We start from the raw sequence: 20,422 nt of genomic DNA, 5'->3' as shown, positions 1-20,422 counted from the left end.
CGGATTTAGCGGCTTCGATGAGGGCTGCCCGCACGTCGGCGGCGGACTGTGCGACATACAGTTCGCGGCCGGAAACCGACTTGATGGTGATGCTCATCGAGCACCCCCGACGCGCTGAGCAGGAGTGGGGATATGGTTCGACATGGCATTCCTCTCGTTAGAATGCTGGTAGGAACGGTGGCGGGTGAGGCTTCCGGCAAGATGAATCACTCGCCACCGTCTGCTGTATTCAGTTGTCAGACATGACGATTCAGCTTTTGGCGCGCTGCCACCATCGACGACGTGGCAGGTTCTCGCCGGTGTCGCGCGGCTTCCAAGCGGTGGTTTTCTCGGCACACTGCTGCTGTTGGCGCAGCAACTCGTCAACGGAGACGGCACTGACGGTGGTAGTGAAGTCCACATGCGGCTTCTGCCGACGCTTGAATAGTGCGTCGATGGCCTGCGCGTTCGGATCGCCAGCGAAAGCTTTGAACGCGGCGGTGATCGGATCCGGCTTGGAGTCTCGGGCGTTCGTGGCGGCCCGGTCGGCCTCGGCGACTGCTTGGTCGGCGACCTTGCGCAGTCGCACCGCATCGTCCTTGCGTCGGTCGTAGGCGGCGATCTCGGCGCGGATGATGCGCACCAGCTCCTCGCCGATCGACCGGTCGTTGGCGGCGCTCATGAGGCGGCACCGTTGGGGTTGGCGCCCGACGGCTGAGGAGGTGCCGCAGCCTGTCGGGCGCCGGCCTTACGCTGCAACCACCGACGCGCCGTAAGGTGCGCGCCGGTCACATAACGGGTTAGCGCCCGTGCAACGTAAGGAGATCTGTTGTGAGTGGAGATATCCCGAAAAGGGACCTTGTGATCCCGCCGCACCTGGCCATCGCCATTGAGGCCGCAGGACGCGTGCGAAGCGGTAAGTGGATCACCAACGATGTCTTGATCGCCGGACTGGCCGACCTCGAATCGTTCGTCCGCACCAATCCCGCCGACCAGATTTTGATTACCGACAAGCCGCTCGATCCGTTCCCGATCACCAAGCACGTGGTGGGCACCTTCGAGGATCTCGCGCAAGAGACCAACGGAAAGGTGCCCCTCGGCTACGCAGCGATCCAACGTATCGGCGTCCTCGTCACCGCGGTCCGCGCGCTGGAGGAGAAGACCCAAGAGCTTGAGAGCCGACTCGCCAAACTCGAGGACAGTCACCCGGGCTGATCCAGGAGGCAGCGCGGCGGCCGCCTCGTGCGCTCTGGCCGTGATCAACACATCGCTGATCACCCTGTTGACACCCAGTGATGGGTTCGCGGCGCTCACGAGGCTGCCGCCCTGGAGGCATCGGCGAGCAGGGCCTCGATCGGGACATTGAGCGCTTCTGCGATACGGGCAAGCTCATCGACCGTGAATGGCACCTTGCCGGATAGTCGGCGCGAGATGAAGTGTTGGTCGCGATTGATGCGTGCTGCCAGCGCAGCCTGTGTGCATCCCTGGCGAGCCATCTCTGCGCGGACCTCCGCAGCAGCGCGATGAGAGGTTTGACTGAGCGACATACGCCATGTCTACGCGCTCAGCGCGCAAATGGCAAGCATGTAATTCCGCTGACGTGTCGCGTGTAACGCCACCGCTACGTGTATTGACCTTGCATTTACTCGTTCAGCGCGTAATATACGCGACATGACAACACTGATGCTCGTGGACGGTCAACGGGGCGAGAGCCGCCCTAACGCCATCATTCGGCGTTTGCGCATGGAGTTCGCCCGGCTCGGGATTTCCGACTCGGAGGCGGCGCGCCGCGCCGGCCTAAGTCAGGACAGAATGTCTCGCCGCATGACCGGCAAGACCCCGTTCGACGTGAACGACTTAGACGTGATCTGCGACTCGCTTAACATCTCGTTTGGCTACGTCACGACCGGCGTCCGACCGATCCCGGGTAACGATGGCCCGGACGGCGATGGTGGTGTGGTGCGCCCGAAGGGATTCGAACCCCTAACCTTCTGGTCTGGGGTTGACACCCTGCGCGAAGTGCGGCTTTACGGGAATCCCGATCATCTGACCCTCCCTTCTAGGGCAGCGTAGTCAGTTGATGATCACCGATCGGACTCAGCGACCGCACAGGTGTGTCACAGTTCACAAAACCCGGGCTGCATGCCTCAAATCCGGCTCTACGGTCGTGACTTTATGAACCCGCACCGCAAGTCCGGCCCTGCGCCACTGCCCGTTCCCGCCGGATGGGACGGACTCATCGAGGGCTATCGTCAACATCTCCAGGCTGCCGGACGCTCCAAAGCCACGATCGCCACACGCCTTTCGCACATCTCCCGGATAGCACGGGCACTCGACGTTCCACCAACGCGAGTCACCGGCCGCATGCTCAAGTCGTGGTTCGCCACCCAAACCCATTGGAGCACCGAGACCCGGCGCGGCTACCGCAACTCAGCCCGCAGCTTCTTCGGCTGGGCACACAACGACGGGTGGATCGACACCAACCCTTCCACCGAACTACCCCACGTCGCCGCCGCCGTCCCGCTACCCAAACCGGCACCCGATCGCGTCTGGAAAGAATCACTGCTCGCCGCCGACGATCGCACCGCCGAAATGCTCGAACTGGCCAATGGGGTAGGAATGCGGCGTGCCGAGGTCGCCCAGGTCCACACCAACGACCTCATCGAATCATTCGACGGCTATCAACTCCTGGTACACGGCAAGGGCGACAAGTGCCGCGTGGTCCCGGTAACCGATGAAATCGCGGCAATGATCCAACGCGGCGCAGCCGGCCACACCCCCGGCGCCAGCATCAAGGGATACCTCTTCCCCGGCAACGACAACGGTCACCTTTCCCCGCGCTGGGTGGGCACGCTATGCGCACGAGCCATGCCCGACGTGTGGACCATGCACAAGCTGCGCCATCGGTTCGCCACCCGCGCCTACCGCGCCACCCGCAACATCCGCGCCGTTCAAGGCCTACTCGGGCACGCCTCCCTGGCCACGACACAGATCTACACCGCCGTCGATGACCACGAAATGAGAGCAGCCGTAGAGGGCGCACGCGGCACCGGACCGCAACCTTCCTGGCAATCAGCCGCCTAACCCCCACCGCCACTGCCACCGAAAGGCCTGTGTCATGACCGCTGAAACGATCACCGACGAGTCTGCGCGCACGTACACCCGGCGCTGCGCGTGCGGCGCGTACATCAAGGAGGTGGGCTACAGCGCTTACCGCTCATTCATCCTTGCTGCTCACCGCGACTGTGAAGTGACCGCGATCCTTGATGACAGCGACCGCGTTATCACGGGCCGCGCTGGCCTCGTGGCAATGCGAGGCGCCCGCGCTGTGGCGTACGCCGCCGAATGGAGCACGGGATGGGCCGTGTACATGGGCGGCCAGTCCGGCACGGACATAGTGCGGGCGGAAGTCACCGACCGAACACAAGCCGAGGCCGTGTTGAAGCTCATCGTCAACGCCTACGACAAGGGGGCAAGCCGGTGACCGGACAGCAGGCCGTCGATCAAGCCGCGCGTATGCACGGATGGCTCGTAGTCGGCGGGGATAGCGGCGAACTCATCTACCGGCGGCCAGGCACACCGTCATGGGTGAGCATCGTGTACGCGCACACGGGCGTGATCTTGTGGGCCGACGGTCAGGACAACCGCCGCGCGCCACGGCACTTCACCGGAATCGACAAGGTAGACCGGCTGGTGGCGTTCCTGGCCGGAGACTGCGCCGATCGCACTAAGATCCGCGCATGAAGCGCTACCCTCGCCTGCTCGCCGCTGCTGTGGCCGTTGCCGCCCTGCTGCTCGCGCCGGTGGCACACGCTGACCCCGTACCGCCGGGCTGTCAGACCGACCGCGTGGGACTGTTCGGCACGCAGTTCCGAACCATCTGTGACGATCCGAAAGCCCCGGACGGTTCATGGCAGCGGACACGCCAGACATACATGCCGGGTCAGCGCTTCGCGGTCGCGACGAACGTCTACACCGTCACCCCCGACACCGTTCCAGACGGTGAGCCTGGGCACCTCGAATGAGGGGATGCCCCTCGTTGAGCTACCTCATTTTTGTGAGTGGAACCGGAAACATCGCAGATCAAGCGGGCCACAGCTCTCTGTCCCGTTAAACGCCAAAACGCGCCCTCACCGGGTCGGGGGTGAGGGCGCGTCTTGGTGAAATAGGTTCGGCTACTTGTCGGCACGTTGTGCGCGCACGAGCAGCACGATTTTCCAGGCGATGCCGTAGGCCAGTGCTGAGTAGATGATGATGCACACCTGGTCGCGGTAAGGAAATTCGCGGTCGGTCCATTCCGAGAGTGCCGCCAAGGTGAGCACCATCGCCAGGAATGTGTTGGTCATGACCATGACTCGGCCGATGGGTTCGACGCGCCAGTTGGATCGCCCGACGTACAGGGCCACGAAGCTCCAAGTACAGACCGCGCCGCTGGTGATGGCGATATTCAGGCCCCACGGCTCGATCCAGAACACCACGGCGGTGATCAGGGTGATAGCGGCTAGGTGCGTCCACCAGCGGGTCATGTGGTTCCGTACTTTCTGCGCATGGAGCGTTCAACGGCTTCGGCGAAATGGTTCCGGCGTTCCTGCGCGGCCATGTGAGCGGTCAGCGCGTCCACGTAGGCCAGGGTGGCTTCGGCTTCAACGCGGGTGGCCGCGTCCTGGTCGCGTTCGACCTGCCCTTCTCGCCGGGTGGAGGCGCGCCGTCCTGGCCACCTCATTGACCCGGCCCGATCTGCTCGACGACCTTGGCGGTCACGGTGGCCGCGCCGGCGAGTTTGGCGATGGATTCGCGGTCGGCCTGGTGTGCTGCGCGCAGATCCTCGATCTGCTTGTCCTTGTCGGCAATCGTCTGCTTGTAGACCCACCGCGGCACCAACCAGCCGAACATGATCGAGATGACACACAAGCCGACCAGGGAGGCCCAGAGGTAGTCGTCAGGGCTGTTGAGCAGCACCGACATTGGACCCATTGCTGTTGTGATCACTGGCCGTCGGAGGGTCCGGTGCGCCGGTCCTGAATGAGCTTGGTCGTGGATAGACCGGCCGTGATGAGACCGGCGCCGGTGACGATCCAGGTCAGTCCCTCGGAGCTCTGGAGCTGATCGAGCGCGACGAGCACCGCCACGGCGATGATGAAGACGAGCAGACTCGCGGCGTGGATGGCCAGGCGCACGTTGTCGTTGGGCATGATGGGGGTCCCTTCGGGGGTGGGGGTAGCTGATTTTTGAATCGGCGGTCAGGCTGCGCGGAACCAATTGAGCACTGGATTCAGGTCGTAGGTTCCGTGCGCCTCGAGGTGTGCGATGCCCATGAAGGTGCGCACGATCGCCCACACGATATCGATGAGTCCGTCGAACGGGTCGGTGAACAGGTCCATGATTCGGGCCACGATGGACGCGGGGCCGCCGATCCACGAGTTGGTGGTGATGATCTTGGCGATTGCCGTCATGTTGGCCCCGGCTTCGTCGAGCTTGTTCTCGGCGTACCAGTCGCCGGTGCGGGCGTGTTCCATCCACTTGCCTTGTAGCTCGGGGTACTTGGTGGCCTCGAAATGCCGGTCCATGATGCCCTGCGTGTCCTTCTGCGGCGGGTCGGGAACCCATGGGGCGCACTGGTTAATCTGCCGGTTGGGATTGCCGAATGCGATTCCCTTGCGAAAGTCCTTGAGCCGGTAGTGCAGTCGCCCGCCCGCAGGTAGGACGTGCTTTTCCATGACCTCGCAGCCGACCATGGCGCCCTGGCTGAATATGGCCAGATCCCACGGTGTGCCCTCGGGGAACCGCACGCCGTCGTCGAACACCTTGGAGTCGATGCGGTTGACGAGCTCGGTCACGCCGCTCTTGTTGTCGAACGGTAGCGCAGTGTTGTTGTAGCCGGTGGGCCGCCAGATAGCGCGCCCCTCTCGCTCGAGTGTTGAGGCGACGAAAGCACATGGGCCTGCGTACATGTCGGACATGTGGCCCTCGACGGTGAAGATGACCGGCAGTGCCGGGACACTGATGCCCAGCGCGTGCAGGTCACCATCGGACACCTGTCCGTCGACGGGCTGGCCGGTGCGGCGCTCGTATTCGCACTGCCACGCGGCGGCCCGCGCACCGTACACGTCGGTGTCGGTCAGCAGTGGCCCAAGGGTGCGGGCGTAGCCGGCGTACCGGGACGCCATCACCTCGCGCCAGCGCCGAACGACCGGGCCGCGGTCCCCGAGGCGGATCACTTGGACCACACCTTGTCGCGCAGCGTCATGCCCTTGGATGCCCATGCCGGATCGCCAGGTCCGAGCTGGGCGGCAATGTACTCGAGCAGCTCCCGGTCGGTGAGATCTTGCGGGAAGCGTTTCTCGGCCGGCTGGGCGGGCGCGTAGATGCCGAGGTATCCGGCGCGCAGCTTGGCCGCGAATGCGTCATTGCGCTTGTCGCCCTCGGGCCACGCCATCTGATAGTGCATCTCGTCGGGCCGGGACCAGTCGCGCCCCCAGAACACCGAGTCCTCAAATAGCGCCAAGCCCTTGCGGACCTTGGCCTGCGTGGCGGCGTCCATGGTGTACTGCTGCCATGGGTATTTAGGCGCCATCACGTCAACAGCGGTGCCCGCCAGATGATTACTGTCGCCCACGTCGTTGGTGGCCGACCAGCCCCACACGGGCGAGGTGATCTCTTCGACGTTGCGGTCATACCAGTACAACCAGGCGCCCAGGATGGTCAGCGGTGCGCCCTTGCGTAGTGGCGCGGTATCGACGAGGTACAGCTCGGAGATGCGCACGATGTCGCATTCGTCCCGGTTGCACATGCGCCAACCGTTCTCGGAGGTGGTGTTGCCGTAAGCGGTACGGAAACTCATCGGGTGTACTTCCTTTCGATTCGTGGGTCGATTTCTTGGGCGTAGGACGAAAGCTGATCGGATACCCACCAGCCGAGGCGAAATCCGGCCGCCGCGAAGACGGCGTAGAACACCGAGTTCTTGAGTAGTCGGGTGATCATGGCTAGCTGTTGCCGTACTTGAGTTTTGGTGTCACATCGACGCTGACCGGGTTGGCGTTGGCTGTGATTGATGCATCAAGCGGAGACCCGCCGAGGAATGTTGCACCGTTCCACCGGCCCTCGTGGGTAGCCGTCGTGGACGCTGGCACCTGTAGTGCACCGGCTGATCCGGCTGCCACTGCTCTGCCGGTATCGGCGCCCGAGCCCATCGCGGAGGCTCCCCAGGTGGTGGTGAAACTGGCCGGGGTGGTGGCGATGAGGTTCGCGCCAGTAGTGCCGGGATCGGCGCTGTGCAGGGTGATTTTGTTGCCACGCCCGGCGCGGTAGTCGTTGATTGCCTTCTTCTCGGCATCTGTTTCTGTTGCCATGGATATACCTCCTTGTGCGTTTACTGATAGGAGCGGACCCAGCCGCCACCGGGAGCGCCAGCGCCGCCGGTGTTGCCGTTGAATGCGTTTCCGGTGCCGCCATTGCCGCCGCCGCCCGGCGGGTTGCCGGCCGCCTGGTTGGTGCTCTGCACCGCCCCGCCGGTGTAGGACTGGCCGTTGTAGGTGTGAGTGCCTGGCGAGGCTCCGTTGCGGGTAGAGCCAAATTTATCCCCTGTGCCGCCGGTGGCCGACAGCCCAGGCCAGCTCGACCCGGATACCGAGGAAGTGACGGTGCCGCCGCCGGTGCCCTTGTTTCCTTGGGTGCCGCCCGCAGTGGCGGTCGGGATTGCGATCGTCAATGTTGAGGCAGACCAGGGGATGTCGACGCCGCGTTCGATGGTGGCGTGCGACCAGTTGCCGGCGTTGCCGCCGCCACCGGTGACGAACCCAGCGAACCCGCCGCCACCGCCGTTGCCACCACCGACGAGCACCACGTCCATGTAGCGCGACCATGGCTCGATCGGGTGCGTGTTGGTGCCCGCCGTGATGTATTGGGCCGTGGCCGGGGCGTGCGCGGTGAACGTCGCCGAACCTGCCTCGGAACCGAGTCCGATATCGGATGATCCCGCCAAATGTGCCAGCAGCGCTGCGGCTTCGCTTCCCACGCCCTGATCGGTCGCCGCCAGGTGGGCCAGGATCGCCGCCGCTTCGCTGCCCACTGCGTCGTGATCACCGGAGGCGTAGAACTTGAGTAGCCAGGACGCCGACTCGATCCCGAGCCCGGTCTCTGAGCTGGATAGGTGCACCAGCAATGCGGCAATCTCGGAGCCGACACCGAGTTCGTCAGCGGTGAGATGCGCCAGCACGGAAACTGATTCAGTGCCCACCCCCAGATCAAGGGGCGCCAGGGTCGCGGCCAGCTCGCCGATCTCGTCCCCAATACCGATGTCGCTGGCCGACACCCGGGGCACCCAGTGCCACCTACCATTAGACTGCCGTTCTGGCCCAACTGGATTGGCAGACCACTTACCGCCCGGTCGCCTGGGAGGGGCGGTCGGGTCGGGAGTCCAAGGCATCTATTCCTCGGCAGCGGGAGTGGGTTCGAGGAATTCGAGGTATTCCTCGGCGCTGCCCTGGACGGTGACGGTGTACGGCCCGGCGAATGTCATTTCGACACCGCCGTCGGAGACGTTGCGCATGCTCAGGGTGAGCGGCTTGAACCACACGTCCGAGCCGTCGAGTTCCTTGGCCTTGACGAAACCGCCCTTGGCCTGTGCGAAATTCATGGCTCCCCTTTATATTTGGCTTCGATTGAGCAGCGAAAGGGACAGGTATGTTGCAGTGCCCGCCGAGTCTCCGGTGACCTGCCGGGTTGTTGCGTTGGACCCGATGACCTGACCGCCGCGCACGACATCGTTTGCGTTGAGGTAGATGACGAAAGAGTCCGACAGTGCCAGCACCGGCACCCGTAGATCAACACTTCCATCGCCGGAGTTGGATCGCGAGTATTGCTGCGGTAAACCGAGTTTCGATACCACTGTGGTGCTGTTGATGAATATCGCCGGGCTCGCAGTTCCCGAGCTGTTGGTGGAGCTTGTGTCGATGTTCGACTTGGTGGACACCTTCGCTAAATACCAGCCGCTCAGCGAGACCGTCATGGTGCCGTTCGTCAGGTTGCAGGCGATGTCGGGCGTCGCCGCCTGAACGACGGTGTAGAAGCTGCTCGGCAATACTGTTGTGCCCGTTGCGACCGTTACGGCCGTTGCGTTGGTGCGGGCCATGACGGCGCCGGACCCTAGGTAGATGGGTTCGATGTAGTCCGACAACGTGATTGACGCGACTCGCAAGCTGTCATAGGTGACGGTGCCCCGGAAGATTCCGAGGTCGTTGGTGACGCGCCGCATGACGAACCCGCCGCCGTATCGCGTACTGGCGCCGAACGTCACCGCCGAGGAGGTGACCGACAGGACGGTATTGCTGTTGACTGCCAGCGTCCATGTCGTGCCGACGTTGTGCGCCTCCACCAGGGAGCCCTGCCCCAGCGACCCGGACCATGTGCCGTCAGGGAACGCCGTGAATGTGAGACTGGCGCCCGAGCGGGTGTAGCTGCCGATTGTTGCGCTGCCGTTGTCGATCTTGAGGCACGCACCCGATGTGAATCCCGAATCTGAGTGAAACAGATGGTATTCGGGCACATCTGGAGAGCCGCCCTGATCGCCCAGCACCACGGCCAGGCTCTGATCGTCGGTGCTGTATTGCCTGTTGCAGGTGACAACATAGGTACCGTCTGGTTTCGACGCGGCGATACCGGCGTACCCGTTGTTGCCCCGCACTTTCAGATCAGCGCCGGTGAACTCGACGGGCAGGGCCGCGCCGTCGGCACCACCGAACACCGTGGTGTAGTTCAGGCCACCGCCGGCCGCATTCTGCTGCCCCTGCGACTTGGCCAGCTGGGCGTTGGCCGCTGCCGCCGCAGCTGCCGCCTGTGCGGCTATCTGCGCGGTGAGTGTCGCCTGATTCTGGACCTGCAAGTTGGACAACCCTGACCCGATGAGGCCGAGACCATTGCCGATCGCGTCTAGCGCGGCTCCTACACCACTCACGGCCGCGGAGATGCTGCCAGTGATCGCATCCCCGGCGATATCGCCGCCTGAAGTAAGTTTCTGCGTCTTATTCTTGTTGGCCCCAAACCAGGTCGCGATGGCTGCGACGAACCCGTTGATCGGCGTCACCACCAGTCCGTTGTAGATATCGGACAGCTGATTGAAAGTGGTTTCGAGATCTTGAATCTTGAACTGCGGCAACGTCGGAATGTTCCCCAAGCCGATCAGACCCAGGATCTCCGATGCAGTGATCTTCCCGTCGGCGGTGATCGCGGCGAACCGCTGTTCGAACTGCGCCAGGTCAGAGTTCGCTTGTCCGCCGATAGCATCGAAGAACGATCGGAACTTGCCCAGCACCGGCCCCAGATTTGACATCGCCGAAGCAACATTCGAAAAATGCACCGGCCCACCCGAGGCGCCCTCGGTGATCACCAACGTCACCGTTGCCCACCTGACCGAACCATCAGCCGGAACGGTCCACGATCCCGTCAAACTGGCACGCACCCATGCCGAGTCCGCGGCCACCGGCTGTACCTGCTTGATGACGATGTCGGGCAACTTGGTGCCATCGAGGGCGAACGGGGTGATGCACAAGCGGATCGGATTAGACCCCGCGGCCGCCGTGAGGCCCTGCCACATCGCCGATGCGGCCACGTCCACGGTCTGACCCGGTGCCACCTCGAAAGGGTCTTTGATGCTGATCGCGTACAGATGGCCGTCAGCGTTGACGAAGATCGACTTGCCCGACAGGTGCCCGTTCTGCGCGGCGTCGAAATGCCAGAACGGGTTACCCTCGACCACCGACGGATCGGTGAAACCACCCGCACCGTCGGTCAAATCCTTCGCCACGTCAGCTACCCATGCCGCGGGGATGACGCCCTTGAAGAACTGGCTGACCGCCTTGGCGATGGCCGCAAATAGGTTCTGCCAACCCTCTTCGATCTCGGCCAGGGTCGGCCACCCGACATCCTGACCGGAGGCCAGTTGCAGCAGTCGGCGTATCGGCATAAACACCTGCTGTATCGCCAACAGGGTTTCGTCGTCACCGTCGTAGGTGCCCATGATCGCCTCGGCCAGTCCGACGAATTGGCCGACGACGGGAAGGCTCTCGATGAAATCGAGCAACAGGCCGGGTAGGTCTTCGGGCCCCTGAATGTCGTTCGGGTCCGCGTTGGCGACATGGGAATTGAATCCGGCGAAGAGCTTCGTCAGGATCCCAAACGGCGACAAATCCTCGAGCGGATTACCGCCGGTGGAGCCGTGGAAGGTGCCAGGCAGGCGGTCGGCAGCGCGGTTGCGCATCGCCGTGGGCGTCAAGTCCTGCACGGTCTCGGCCAGGTTCTCGAGCGTCAGTGCGCCGGCGGGAAGGTTGTGCACGCCACCGGGAGTGGTCAACGCCGCACCGCCCTGGATGCCTTCGGGATCCGCTTCGGGCACGTGGGCGCGGTGGCGGTCATCTCCACGTGGGGATCAGCCTCGGTGTGCTGGGGCTGCTCGGGGAGCTTGATCGACTCCTGCCGTACCCCGTCGGTGATCCAGGCCGGCGCGTGCACGGCTGAGGGGTCGACGTGCTCGGTCTGCCGGATGCCGAGGGCTACCAGCTGAGAAGCGAGGTCGGCGACCCATGGCTGTAGCACGGTCAGCGGCATTTCGGTGGCGGTCAGCAGTGCTGAGGCCAGCGCGCCGCCGACGGCCTTGGTCTGTCCTTCGATGTCGTCGGCTGCCGGGATCTTCTTGGGGATAACCTGGGCTTCGACAACCTTGTCGGCCAGCGCTTTTGCCTCTTCCGGCGAGATACCCTCTGTCACCACAGTCCTATCTGTTGTAGGCCGCTCATGGTTCGGCTCATCAGTTCGGCCATGCGCTCGATCGCGTCCTTCTCTTGACGGGTGTCGCCGAATGCGCCCTCGATCGCCAGCGGCTTGCCCTGACCCCAGTTGATGTCCAGAGAGCGGCAGCGCCGCACGAACACGCGCGGCATGAGGTACTTGCTGGTGCCACCCACGCGGTCACCGAGCCACCAGTGCCCAAATCCGTTGTCGCCGATCAGCCACGGCGAGGCATTGGCTACCGTCAACGTGAATGCGGTATCCGGGTCAGTCTCTCGCCTGCGCCGACGAAGATCCATCACAGAGGCCGCGGTGAATGCCTGCGTGACGTTCGTGCTCGTGGTCTCCAGGTAGTGCCCCCAACCCTGCCGACTCGTCCGCAGGAGCAGTGGCACCGACATGTTAGCCAGGATCGAATCGCGGTAGATCGGCTCCAGAAACGCGTTGATCGCGCCACCGAGCGAGCCGACCGAAACGTTGAATCCAACGGCAACACTGATCGTCGCTGAGATGTTGTCTCCCAGAACGTCGCCGCCGTATTGGATTGCAGCACTAATTAATTCGTTCACACCCGGCATCGACTGGCCACCCACCGTAATACGGCCGGGACCACCGGGCGAGCGCGAGAAGTTCGATGTTTGGATGCCGGTGATATCGCCGTCCCGGTACACCACGTATGGGTGCGCGGCCTCGGTGCCAAGGATGCCCGGCAGTCGGTACCCGGTCTCGTCGATCGTGTCCCCAGTGAACAGGTCGTAGCTGTCTTCGACGTGATTGGAGAGAACATCGGCGATTGTTCGAGTCAGGCCAGTAAGCAGATTGCCGCCAATGGATGTGCCCGTGCGGAACCCTGACTTGTCGACGATCCGGACGAACAGCGTGCCGGTGCGCCAGTTGGTTCCTGCGCCCGGCCACGGTTCGGGATCGCCCCTCTTATAGCGTCGCAGATCCCACTGCAGCTCGGCATCTTCCATGATCGGGGCGGCCACGTCGAAGATCGACGTCTTGATGCTGCCGACCACTAGCGACAACGGCGCCGCCGAATCGCCGAACGTGCGTGGCACGATTACGATTTGCGACTGCTGCCAGATGTTGAGGAATATGTCGACCAGTTCGGCAATGTTCCAGTTAGCGGGGTCGAGCAGCTTAAACAGGGTGGCAATGTCAATGTTGGTCAGCTGCAACCGAAGTAGGTTCGCAGCCATCGTCAGCAGGATTCCATGGTCAGCTTGGGCTAGTAGCATCCACGCCTTTGGCTGCTGGATAAGTGACAATGGAAGGAACGGATTACCCGCTGTGTGAACGAATTTCAGCTCCTCGATATCGTCCAGGAAGTCGATGATGACCTCATCGCCCGTCGGGCCGCGCTGCACGGTCACGCCGTTCTTGGACTTCATGCGCCCGCCGATACGGGCGCCCATAGTCTCTACGATGATGTGAATGTTGCTGGTACCGCGCGCATCTTCGTCCAGAGCCCAGAACGCCGCCCACGTGCCGCGCCGGTCATCCAGATCGATTGGGAGCCGAAGCGAAATGGTTCCGGTCTGGTTGACGGTCGGATTGACGCGCCCACCCAGCTCACCGCGTACCGTGCCGCGGTACACCCAATCGCCGTCGTAAAGCTCGATATGCGGCGGGTCGTAGGCGCGTTCGATGCGGTACTCGCGCACCTCCCGCGCCCACGCCGAGAAGTCGTCGTGATCGGTGCCGGTGAACGGCTCGGCGAACGTGGCGACGGTCACGCTGCCACCCCGTACCGATCGCGCTTGACGTGGCAGGACCGGCATAGCGGGTCATACCTCTGCGGGTCAGGCGAGTATGGGACGGGCTTCTTCCCCTCCCATAGTCCGACCCCCGTGTGGAACAACAGGTTCGGGTCGGAATGGTCGTAGGACCACGCGTGCGCTGGCGCGCCGCATTCGCTGCACGGATGATTTTTCGCCGCACCGTATGTCGCTCGCACGCGCTGATGAGCGGTGCTGTAGGCGATTGTGGCGCGGTCGGGCCACGGCATATCGGCAGGACGTCCACCTTCGCCGTATCGGATCTTCGCGCGTGCCGAGAGCGCTTCGGCATTCTCGGCACGGTATTGCCGCCTAAGCTCACGGGAGGCTTCGACATCGGCGTGGTACGCCCTGCGCTTGCCTGCTAGTACCTTCTCGCGATTGGCAGTTCGATACTGATTCTGGCTCGCCAGAATCGCTGTCTTGTTGGCCTCGTAGTGATCACGCTTGCACGCTTTGCACCAGCATTGCAAACCATCACTAGATCGGGTGTGCTTGCCGAATTCACCGCCCGCCTTTGTCAAATGGCAACGTGTGCAGGTCTTCTCGATGATCACTGGGTCAACCCACTTTCCGCCGACCAGAAACGGCGTTGCCGTAGTGTGGCTTTGGCCCCCGATGGGCCCTGGCACACGACGGGCATCTGCACCGGGTCATCCTCGGTGCCGGTGTACTGGGGTACCGGGTAGAGCGGCTCAACCCCGTTGAACAGTCCGGCAGCATTCGACAGATCAGCGCTCAGGTAGGTGTCCATGAACGGGTCGGACATCACGGACAGCAGTTGGGTGAGCTGCGGCGTGACGATCATTCGGGCCGCGTCGGCGCCCACCGGGCGGTTCCACTTACGTTCCTGACCGAACGCGAAGTCGGGGAACTGCCATGAGATCGCCGGGTCGAGTTCCCATTCCGGCCACTCGTCTTGATCAGTCGGATTCCAAACGTCGAACCATCCGGTATTGGGGTTGGTCACCACGCGGGCGATGTGGATTCCGGCGGTCGATTTCCCGGTGAACAGCGCGACTAGGAACCCATTCAGCGGCCCCGTCATGAAGGACAGCGCGTACCCGAACAACGTGGCGGTTACCGTAACCCCGCCAGTGCCGATGTTCGACAGCTGCTCGATGGCTTGCCGCAGCGTCGATGCTGACGATACGAAAGAGATTGGTGCGGTGGTCTGTCCACCGATACTGATCGTGTACGACAGGGTGCCCAGGGTGATTGAGAACGACAACGGCGCAAGCGATGTCCCGTCGACCGTCAGCGTTCCGGGGCATGTTGCCGGCGTGCGAACGGTCCAGCGCCCCGGATCGCCCGACACGGTGACGTTCCCGACGCCGATGGTCGGCAGGGCTTCCAATGCGGCCTGAACGGTTGCAGCGTTCGCGTCGTATGGGATCGGGGTGGTCAGCTCGGCCGCGCCAGTGGTCACCCAACCGAGCTTGAACGTGCCCGACGTAGCCGCCAGATAGACGGTGAAGTTGCCCGGGTTGATCCACTCGGAAACGTCTTCGGCGCTTTCGTACATGGGGTTGTAGGCGTGCGCCGAGACCACCGCGTGATACACCTCGTCGATATCGGCGTCGAAGCCGTCCTCGGTGGTGTACGCAATCTCCTTGGCCAGCTTCAAATACAGGAACCGCGGGCCCGATGGCCCGTTCCATGTGCACTTGACCTTGCGCAAGTTGTACGGCGTGCCCCAGAGCTTTTGAAACCGGGGCCGCGATTCCGGGGTCAGCCAGAACGGCAGAATCGGGTTGCGGATCGGCACCTCTTCACCGACCGGACGACCGCCGGGCTGAAAGGCCCCGGACTGCGTACGAACCGTAAACCCGGTGTCGTACATACCCTTCGGATCAACATCAAGCACGATGAAGTCATCGCGCAGATAGATGTCATCGGTTGGCGCGGATACCACCATCGGCGCCACCACCGAGTCACCGTTAGACGATTCCAGCGTGATCGTCGCAACTGCCACGTCAGTACCTATCCAATCTCGCTGCAGCAATTTCGTTTTTCCTGCGATCCCACATCGCCACCGCGTCGGTGGTGTCAAAAGCGCTGATCGTGGTGTTGAACACCGGCCCCGGCTGCGCGCCGCCCCGTGTGCCATGTGCCGTCCCCACAGGAACCGCCGCGGGCGCCGGCACAGCGGCCGACGTGGCAATGGGGGCCGCACCGCCGTATCGGCCGACGCCGCCACCGTCAGGTGCGGCACCGGGGCCACCGCCGGATCCGCCAATGGAAATACCGCTGACGAACTGAGAGATGCCCTTGAGCCACCCCGGCGAATCACCGACACCGAGCACACCGAGCGCCGAAGACACCTGCCCGCCGACCGCCGCGGCGGCTGCGTTGCCGAACTCGAATGTCCGCTCCGGCTGACCCGGCACCTGCGACTTGACACCCATGCCACTGAGCCCAATCCCCGACAGCCCGGAAATGGACGACGGCAGATTGAACCCGCCGCTACCGGTGGACGATGCGCCTCCACTCGGCGCAGCGGCGCTCACCGCTTCCGTGCCGCCGGACGAGACCGTGGCATCGCCGACGGGTGGATTGACGCCCGCGGCCACATCCTGCCCGGTCTCGGCACCCTTGGATTTCAGCGCACCGAGTAGGCCATTGGTGATACCCGGCCCAGAGAAGATGTGCACGTGATCCATGTGGTTCTGTGTTGGGTCTCCATTGGCGCGGGTGGCCATCTTCTCTGAGCGGCCGCCCGGGTACCAGAGTTTCTGTTGCCAGATAGCCCATTTCAGGTCGATGGCCGAGGCGTTGTCGACGGCGAAGTCCTTGACCGCATCGCCCTTGGCCTTGTCGCTGGTCATCACATCCAGCGCGCGACCGGTGGAGTGCTCGCCGTACTTGTCCGCGGGGCGCCAGCCGCCGATGTTCGTGATACCGAATCGCTCGCTGATGATCTTGCGCAGCTGCGCGCTGCCGGCGACCAGGCCGCCGCCGCTGTAGCCGGGCAGCTTGCCCTGGTTGTTCAGGTAGTCCAGCAATCCGGGGTATGCATTCTCAATACCCTTGCGTGACTTGGACTTGATGACGAACTCATCGCCATGCACCACGCCCGCTATCCGGCTGATCGGCGCATTGCCGGTGTAGCCCCCGCCGTCGAATTTCGGCACGTGCGGCAAGCTCACCTTGCCAACGCCCGGAACGTCGACGCTCAGCGTGTCCGCGAATGCATTCCATTTGTCGCCAATCCAGTTCAGCACCGCGACAAGGCCAGCTTTCAGCCCGTCCCACATACCCTTTGCGACATTCGAGATTGCGCCGGGTAGGCCCTTGATGAAATCGACCATGGCCGTGAACTTCTCGCGCACGCCATTCCAGACGTTCTGCGCGGAGGTGACCAGCCAGTTCCACCCTTCGCCGATCGCCTCCCACGCCTTCTTCAGCGCAGGCCAGGCGGTGTCCGTGAACCACTTCACGACGGCCTCGGCGGCAACCTTGATCGCCTTCCAAGCGGCATCAACGATCGCACGGAATGTTTCAGAGTGCTTGTAGGCGTAGATGATTCCTGCCACGAGGGCGGCCACTGCCACCACAATGAGACCAATCGGGTTGGCGGTCATCGCGGCATTCCATAGCCACTGCGCGGCGGTGATCGCCTTAGTAGCACCGGCCAGGATCGCCTGACCTGCCGCGGCCAGTGTTGCCCCCGAATTGATAGCCAGCAGCAGCGGAGCCGTCATACCCAGCGCCGTGTTCAGGTTGTCGACAACGCCCGAACCCCATGCGCCGTCACCGCCTAGCAGTTCCTTGGTCGATGACAGCGCGCCAGAGATGTCAGTGACCTTAGATGACAACGAATCAGCGAAGCCTTGGAACTTCGTAGAGACCTTGCCCAGTCCACTGCCCAGCGAATTACCTAGCGAGACAGCGATACCCGCACCTACGTTAGCTTTGTCCACCACACCGACAAGACTCCGCTTGACCGCCTCCCCGGCCTTGTCGTACCGCCCATTGCTCACCGCATTCAGGATCGATGTCACGATGGCCGCGCCAGTGCCAGCGCCTACCGCCGAACCCAAGCCAGGGAGGGTGCTGCGCAGTACGTTGCCGATCGAGCCAGCGATACCGTCCATCCCAGTCGGGATGGTCTTGGCGATCTGTTCGCCGATCGCACGGCCCGCGAGCGCGCCCGCCTCCGCTCCGGCGTTGGTGATCGCCGCCTGCTCGATCTTCGGGACAACCTTGACATCGCCAGTGTGCTTCTCGACCGTCTCCTTGGTCTGCTTACCCGCGGTCTCGGCGGCGGGCTGGTCGACCTTCGGCCTGACCGCAACCTCGGCGGTCTGCTTCTCGATGGTTTCCTTGACCTGCTTACCGGCGGTGTCGGCAGCCTTCTGGTCGACCTTGGGTGCGATCGAGACGTTGACGACCTTGCCGTCGATCTGTTGGTCGATCGCTTCGGTCACACCCTTGAGTGAGGGAATGATCTGAAGTGTCGCGTATCCGATGGTTGTCACGTATGTTTCACCTCCACAACAGGTTTCATTGCCATATGGCTACTTGGTGTAGCCGCTCTTGCGTTTCAGGAACATCGCCTTGAGCGCTTTCTTCGCGGCGGCAACGGCTTTGGCGACCATTGCGGCGCGCGTCGGATGGTCGATGTTCTCGGGCACCTTGTCCGGGTCGCCGAGCAGCTTGACCATTGCCGCCCACACATCAGCGATGAGGTGATCGGTGATCGTCCATCCAGGCTGACCGTCATTGACGGCTGCTACCGTCCGCGAATGAGGCGGCAGGTGGCGCACCAGGACGCCGAGACGGCGGATAGACATTGTGCCGCGGTACAAATCGGTGAGATCAAGTCCGTTGTAGAACTGGGCTAGGTCGGCCTCTACTTCGTCGCCGTGCTCGTCGAGCAGGCTTAAGAGGCCGATTATTCCCCCGAGAGCTCCAACAGCTTGGCGCCGATGTCCGCGAAATCTCCCACAGTCGGGCTTGTTGCCAGGAACGCCGCCCACTGTTCGGATCCGAGAAGCATCTCGGTGCCGCCGAGTTCGTCGCCGTCCTTGAGCTTCATGTAGGCGGCCAAGGGCACAGCGTTCCCGAATGGGACTCGCAACGTGATCCCGTTCTGCTCGATGTCGACGTATCCGTCGGCCTCGGCTTGACGAATCGCCGCCGACTTCTTCGCCTTGTGATCCTGTGGCTTGGGCGCATTGGCGGGAACTGCCCTGCGCGGCGCGCTTTTACGTGGTGCGGTCATGACTTTCGACTCCTTGACATGGGGTCCGACTCTGGTGTTGTGGAGCCCCCGCCCTGGCCGGGGAGTCGGTTCACGGCCAGAGCGGGGTGCTTGCAGCTACGAGACGGTGACCGTGCCACCGGTGCCGGTCGCGGAAACACCGGTGACCGGTCCGGTGAAGATGGCGACTAGTGGGCCGCCGTCGGGGCCCTCGACCGTCACGCCAGGCGCATCGAGGGCCTGCACGGACTCCAGGTTCCGCAACGCGGACTGCAGCGCATACGCCGTCTTCGCCGTGATCGAGACCGTGGTGTCATCACCCACCGTTGCCGTGTACGCAGTCACGCCCGCACCGATGGTGAATGTCTTGGTGACGTCATCGGCAGTGCTGCTGTCCAGGTACTTGAACACGTCGCCGTTCGCGTCAGCGGTGTGATGCACGGTGATCTCCGCGAATGACAGCTCGCCGTCGATGATGCCGCCGTGGCTCTTGAGTTCAGCCAGGGCCGGGCGCAGCGCCACCCACACACGGGTGATGTCCTCATCGACGAACCGGTACAGCACGTAGATCTGCACATCCTTGGGGATGCCCAACTTGTCCGGCGTCGACCCTGGCAGCACTACCTTGCGGGTGACGGTGTTGTACTCCAGCGCGGTAAAACCGCTCTTGAGCTTGCCCTTGCGGAACTTCGTACGGAAGTTCGGATGTCCGAACGCGTCGTATTCCTTGACCTCGCCGGACGGGTCGAGCGGGATGCCCTTCTTGTCGTCGATCAGGCCGGAGAACTCCCAGCCCTTGGTCCCGGGGTCGTCGGTGGCGTTCGTCGGGATCAGGGCGGCGATGTTGTTGCCTGGGACATCCTGCTTGAGTACCAGCCAGACTTCGGCCTTGTCGGGGATGACGGTGGCGTCGGGATTGATGGTTGCAACCATTGTTGATTCCCTCCTTAAGGGCATGAGAGCCCTTGCGGGCCAACAAAAAACCCCGCCAGGTAGACGGGGTTGATCAGTGCGCTACCGCGCGGTTACTGAGTACGGACCCGAGTCCGCACGGTGAATGAGATGAGGTCACCGGCAGTGCGCGAGTCGCGCGCCTCGAGGAACGCGGTGCCGGGCAGGATCGCTGCGATGCCTGGTATCCGCGTGGTGAGCAAGCGGGGCATGGCCGCGTAGGCGTACTTCGTCTCCCGGCCCGATGTCCACGACGTGACACGAATGGTCGGGTCGGTTGCCGCCGGCCACATGTCCAACGTGCTGCCGTCATCGGCAACCAGCAGCACCGGATCCGAGTGCAATGCCCAATCGGCTGGCAGCTCCAGACGCACCGAAAGTTCCGGAAACCGGCTCGCGAGATCGGCTTTGAGCCAGTCCTTGATCAGCCGCGCAACGTCGACCGGCTCACGTGTCACTGGCTGTGTCACCGGCCGGCCTTGCGTTGTGTCCGCCGCGCAGCCGCCCACGCCTCGTTTGCGTCGCCGGACGTCTTCGCCTCCGCGGGCGTCGCCTTAGGCCGCGCCTTGCGCCCCTTCCCGCGACTGCGCTTCTCTGTGGCGGGCTTCGGCCGCACGTCCAACCCGGCAGCCGCAGCGGCACGGGTGAGCGCGCCGTCCTTGGCCTGCATCTCGGCGGGCACACTCACCGAGGCTGCGGCGCGGTCAGTGGTGTAGATCTT

The 20,422-nt window shown here is 63.4% G+C and carries 27 protein-coding genes and 1 pseudogene; 6 read left to right on the top strand and 22 right to left on the bottom strand.

Annotated elements, in window-relative coordinates:
• Positions 1 to 250: 250 nt before the first annotated feature.
• Positions 251 to 661 carry a hypothetical protein gene (locus tag B4393_RS26435; protein ID WP_078336658.1) on the bottom strand — a complete coding sequence of 137 codons (411 nt, stop codon included), beginning with the start codon at positions 659 to 661 and terminating at the stop codon, positions 251 to 253.
• Positions 662 to 810: 149 nt separating this feature from the next.
• On the opposite strand from B4393_RS26435, the gene B4393_RS26430 reads away from it, so the two are divergent.
• A complete protein-coding gene (locus B4393_RS26430) occupies positions 811 to 1,194 on the top strand; it encodes a hypothetical protein (protein WP_133052520.1) in 384 nt (127 codons plus the stop codon).
• 95 nt (positions 1,195 to 1,289) lie between these two features.
• Here B4393_RS26430 and B4393_RS26425 read toward each other — a convergent pair whose 3' ends face one another.
• Entirely contained in the window at positions 1,290 to 1,526 is a 237-nt protein-coding gene (locus tag B4393_RS26425; RefSeq protein ID WP_078336656.1) for a helix-turn-helix domain-containing protein, read from the bottom strand.
• A 124-nt stretch (positions 1,527 to 1,650) separates the two neighbouring features.
• On the opposite strand from B4393_RS26425, the gene B4393_RS26420 reads away from it, so the two are divergent.
• The 5 genes from B4393_RS26420 to B4393_RS26400 all read left to right on the top strand — a co-directional run bounded on the left by B4393_RS26420 (position 1,651) and on the right by B4393_RS26400 (position 4,004).
• Positions 1,651 to 2,052 carry a helix-turn-helix domain-containing protein gene (locus B4393_RS26420; RefSeq protein ID WP_078336655.1) on the top strand — a complete coding sequence of 134 codons (402 nt, stop codon included), beginning with the start codon at positions 1,651 to 1,653 and terminating at the stop codon, positions 2,050 to 2,052.
• A gap of 102 nt (positions 2,053 to 2,154) precedes the next feature.
• Positions 2,155 to 3,063 carry a tyrosine-type recombinase/integrase gene (locus tag B4393_RS26415; RefSeq protein ID WP_078336654.1) on the top strand — a complete coding sequence of 303 codons (909 nt, stop codon included), beginning with the start codon at positions 2,155 to 2,157 and terminating at the stop codon, positions 3,061 to 3,063.
• Between the two features lie 34 nt (positions 3,064 to 3,097).
• The gene (locus B4393_RS26410) at positions 3,098 to 3,463 is read left to right on the top strand and encodes a hypothetical protein (RefSeq protein WP_078336653.1); all 366 of its coding nucleotides are present in this window, start codon (positions 3,098 to 3,100) and stop codon (positions 3,461 to 3,463) included.
• On the top strand, positions 3,460 to 3,723 hold the full coding sequence (locus B4393_RS26405) for a hypothetical protein (RefSeq protein ID WP_078336652.1): 264 nt from the start codon (positions 3,460 to 3,462) through the stop codon (positions 3,721 to 3,723). The genes B4393_RS26410 and B4393_RS26405 overlap by 4 nt, the downstream gene beginning before the upstream one ends.
• The gene (locus B4393_RS26400) at positions 3,720 to 4,004 is read left to right on the top strand and encodes a CDGP domain-containing protein (RefSeq protein WP_078336651.1); all 285 of its coding nucleotides are present in this window, start codon (positions 3,720 to 3,722) and stop codon (positions 4,002 to 4,004) included. The genes B4393_RS26405 and B4393_RS26400 overlap by 4 nt, the downstream gene beginning before the upstream one ends.
• Before the next feature lie 150 nt (positions 4,005 to 4,154).
• Here B4393_RS26400 and B4393_RS26395 read toward each other — a convergent pair whose 3' ends face one another.
• From B4393_RS26395 to B4393_RS26300, 20 genes and pseudogenes are all read right to left on the bottom strand, one after another.
• Positions 4,155 to 4,505, bottom strand: a complete 351-nt coding sequence (locus tag B4393_RS26395; protein WP_078336650.1) for a putative phage holin — start codon at positions 4,503 to 4,505, stop codon at positions 4,155 to 4,157.
• Complete coding sequence (locus B4393_RS26390) at positions 4,502 to 4,702, bottom strand: DUF7620 family protein (RefSeq protein ID WP_078336649.1); 201 nt, start codon at positions 4,700 to 4,702, stop codon at positions 4,502 to 4,504. The genes B4393_RS26395 and B4393_RS26390 overlap by 4 nt, the downstream gene beginning before the upstream one ends.
• Complete coding sequence (locus B4393_RS26385) at positions 4,699 to 4,968, bottom strand: hypothetical protein (RefSeq protein WP_133052518.1); 270 nt, start codon at positions 4,966 to 4,968, stop codon at positions 4,699 to 4,701. The genes B4393_RS26390 and B4393_RS26385 overlap by 4 nt, the downstream gene beginning before the upstream one ends.
• Complete coding sequence (locus tag B4393_RS26380) at positions 4,965 to 5,171, bottom strand: hypothetical protein (RefSeq protein ID WP_078336647.1); 207 nt, start codon at positions 5,169 to 5,171, stop codon at positions 4,965 to 4,967. Before B4393_RS26380 ends, B4393_RS26385 begins: the two co-directional genes overlap by 4 nt.
• Before the next feature lie 48 nt (positions 5,172 to 5,219).
• Positions 5,220 to 6,146: a hypothetical protein gene (locus B4393_RS26375; protein WP_078336659.1), complete on the bottom strand. Its 927-nt coding sequence runs from the start codon at positions 6,144 to 6,146 to the stop codon at positions 5,220 to 5,222.
• Between the two features lie 47 nt (positions 6,147 to 6,193).
• Positions 6,194 to 6,820, bottom strand: a complete 627-nt coding sequence (locus B4393_RS26370; RefSeq protein WP_078336646.1) for a M15 family metallopeptidase — start codon at positions 6,818 to 6,820, stop codon at positions 6,194 to 6,196.
• Positions 6,817 to 6,960, bottom strand: coding sequence for a hypothetical protein (locus B4393_RS27930; RefSeq protein ID WP_165758448.1), 144 nt, complete (start codon positions 6,958 to 6,960; stop codon positions 6,817 to 6,819). The genes B4393_RS26370 and B4393_RS27930 overlap by 4 nt, the downstream gene beginning before the upstream one ends.
• A 2-nt stretch (positions 6,961 to 6,962) precedes the next feature.
• Complete coding sequence (locus B4393_RS26365) at positions 6,963 to 7,328, bottom strand: hypothetical protein (protein ID WP_078336645.1); 366 nt, start codon at positions 7,326 to 7,328, stop codon at positions 6,963 to 6,965.
• Positions 7,329 to 7,348: 20 nt separating this feature from the next.
• Complete coding sequence (locus B4393_RS27395; protein ID WP_109558229.1) at positions 7,349 to 8,299, bottom strand: glycine-rich domain-containing protein; 951 nt, start codon at positions 8,297 to 8,299, stop codon at positions 7,349 to 7,351.
• Positions 8,300 to 8,404: 105 nt separating this feature from the next.
• Positions 8,405 to 8,614 (bottom strand): hypothetical protein, encoded by a 210-nt coding sequence (locus B4393_RS26355; RefSeq protein ID WP_078336643.1) that lies wholly within the window; start codon positions 8,612 to 8,614, stop codon positions 8,405 to 8,407.
• 9 nt (positions 8,615 to 8,623) lie between these two features.
• Positions 8,624 to 11,368 carry a hypothetical protein gene (locus tag B4393_RS28235; protein WP_236743262.1) on the bottom strand — a complete coding sequence of 915 codons (2,745 nt, stop codon included), beginning with the start codon at positions 11,366 to 11,368 and terminating at the stop codon, positions 8,624 to 8,626.
• Complete coding sequence (locus B4393_RS26345) at positions 11,323 to 11,739, bottom strand: hypothetical protein (protein ID WP_236743261.1); 417 nt, start codon at positions 11,737 to 11,739, stop codon at positions 11,323 to 11,325. The genes B4393_RS28235 and B4393_RS26345 overlap by 46 nt, the downstream gene beginning before the upstream one ends.
• A complete protein-coding gene (locus tag B4393_RS26340; RefSeq protein WP_078336641.1) occupies positions 11,736 to 13,502 on the bottom strand; it encodes a Gp37-like protein in 1,767 nt (588 codons plus the stop codon). The genes B4393_RS26345 and B4393_RS26340 overlap by 4 nt, the downstream gene beginning before the upstream one ends.
• 595 nt (positions 13,503 to 14,097) lie before the next feature.
• Positions 14,098 to 15,519, bottom strand: a complete 1,422-nt coding sequence (locus B4393_RS26330) for a hypothetical protein (protein ID WP_078336639.1) — start codon at positions 15,517 to 15,519, stop codon at positions 14,098 to 14,100.
• 1 nt (position 15,520) lies between these two features.
• The gene (locus tag B4393_RS26325) at positions 15,521 to 18,025 is read right to left on the bottom strand and encodes a phage tail protein (protein ID WP_078336638.1); all 2,505 of its coding nucleotides are present in this window, start codon (positions 18,023 to 18,025) and stop codon (positions 15,521 to 15,523) included.
• Between the two features lie 39 nt (positions 18,026 to 18,064).
• Positions 18,065 to 18,340 carry a hypothetical protein gene (locus B4393_RS26320; RefSeq protein WP_236743260.1) on the bottom strand — a complete coding sequence of 92 codons (276 nt, stop codon included), beginning with the start codon at positions 18,338 to 18,340 and terminating at the stop codon, positions 18,065 to 18,067.
• 101 nt (positions 18,341 to 18,441) lie between these two features.
• Positions 18,442 to 18,771, bottom strand: a complete 330-nt coding sequence (locus tag B4393_RS26315; protein WP_078336637.1) for an adenylosuccinate synthase — start codon at positions 18,769 to 18,771, stop codon at positions 18,442 to 18,444.
• Between the two features lie 96 nt (positions 18,772 to 18,867).
• Positions 18,868 to 19,683 carry a hypothetical protein gene (locus B4393_RS26310; protein WP_078336636.1) on the bottom strand — a complete coding sequence of 272 codons (816 nt, stop codon included), beginning with the start codon at positions 19,681 to 19,683 and terminating at the stop codon, positions 18,868 to 18,870.
• A 92-nt stretch (positions 19,684 to 19,775) separates the two neighbouring features.
• A complete protein-coding gene (locus B4393_RS26305; RefSeq protein ID WP_078336635.1) occupies positions 19,776 to 20,171 on the bottom strand; it encodes a hypothetical protein in 396 nt (131 codons plus the stop codon).
• A pseudogene (locus tag B4393_RS26300) lies at positions 20,168 to 20,422 on the bottom strand (hypothetical protein); the annotation flags it as partial. The pseudogene B4393_RS26300 and the gene B4393_RS26305, both read right to left, overlap by 4 nt.

Source organism: Mycobacteroides franklinii (assembly GCF_002013895.1).
Classification (GTDB): Bacteria; Actinomycetota; Actinomycetes; order Mycobacteriales; family Mycobacteriaceae; genus Mycobacterium; species Mycobacterium franklinii.
Note: the sequence above shows the minus strand (reverse complement) of the source record. Positions and strands in the feature narration are given on the sequence as shown.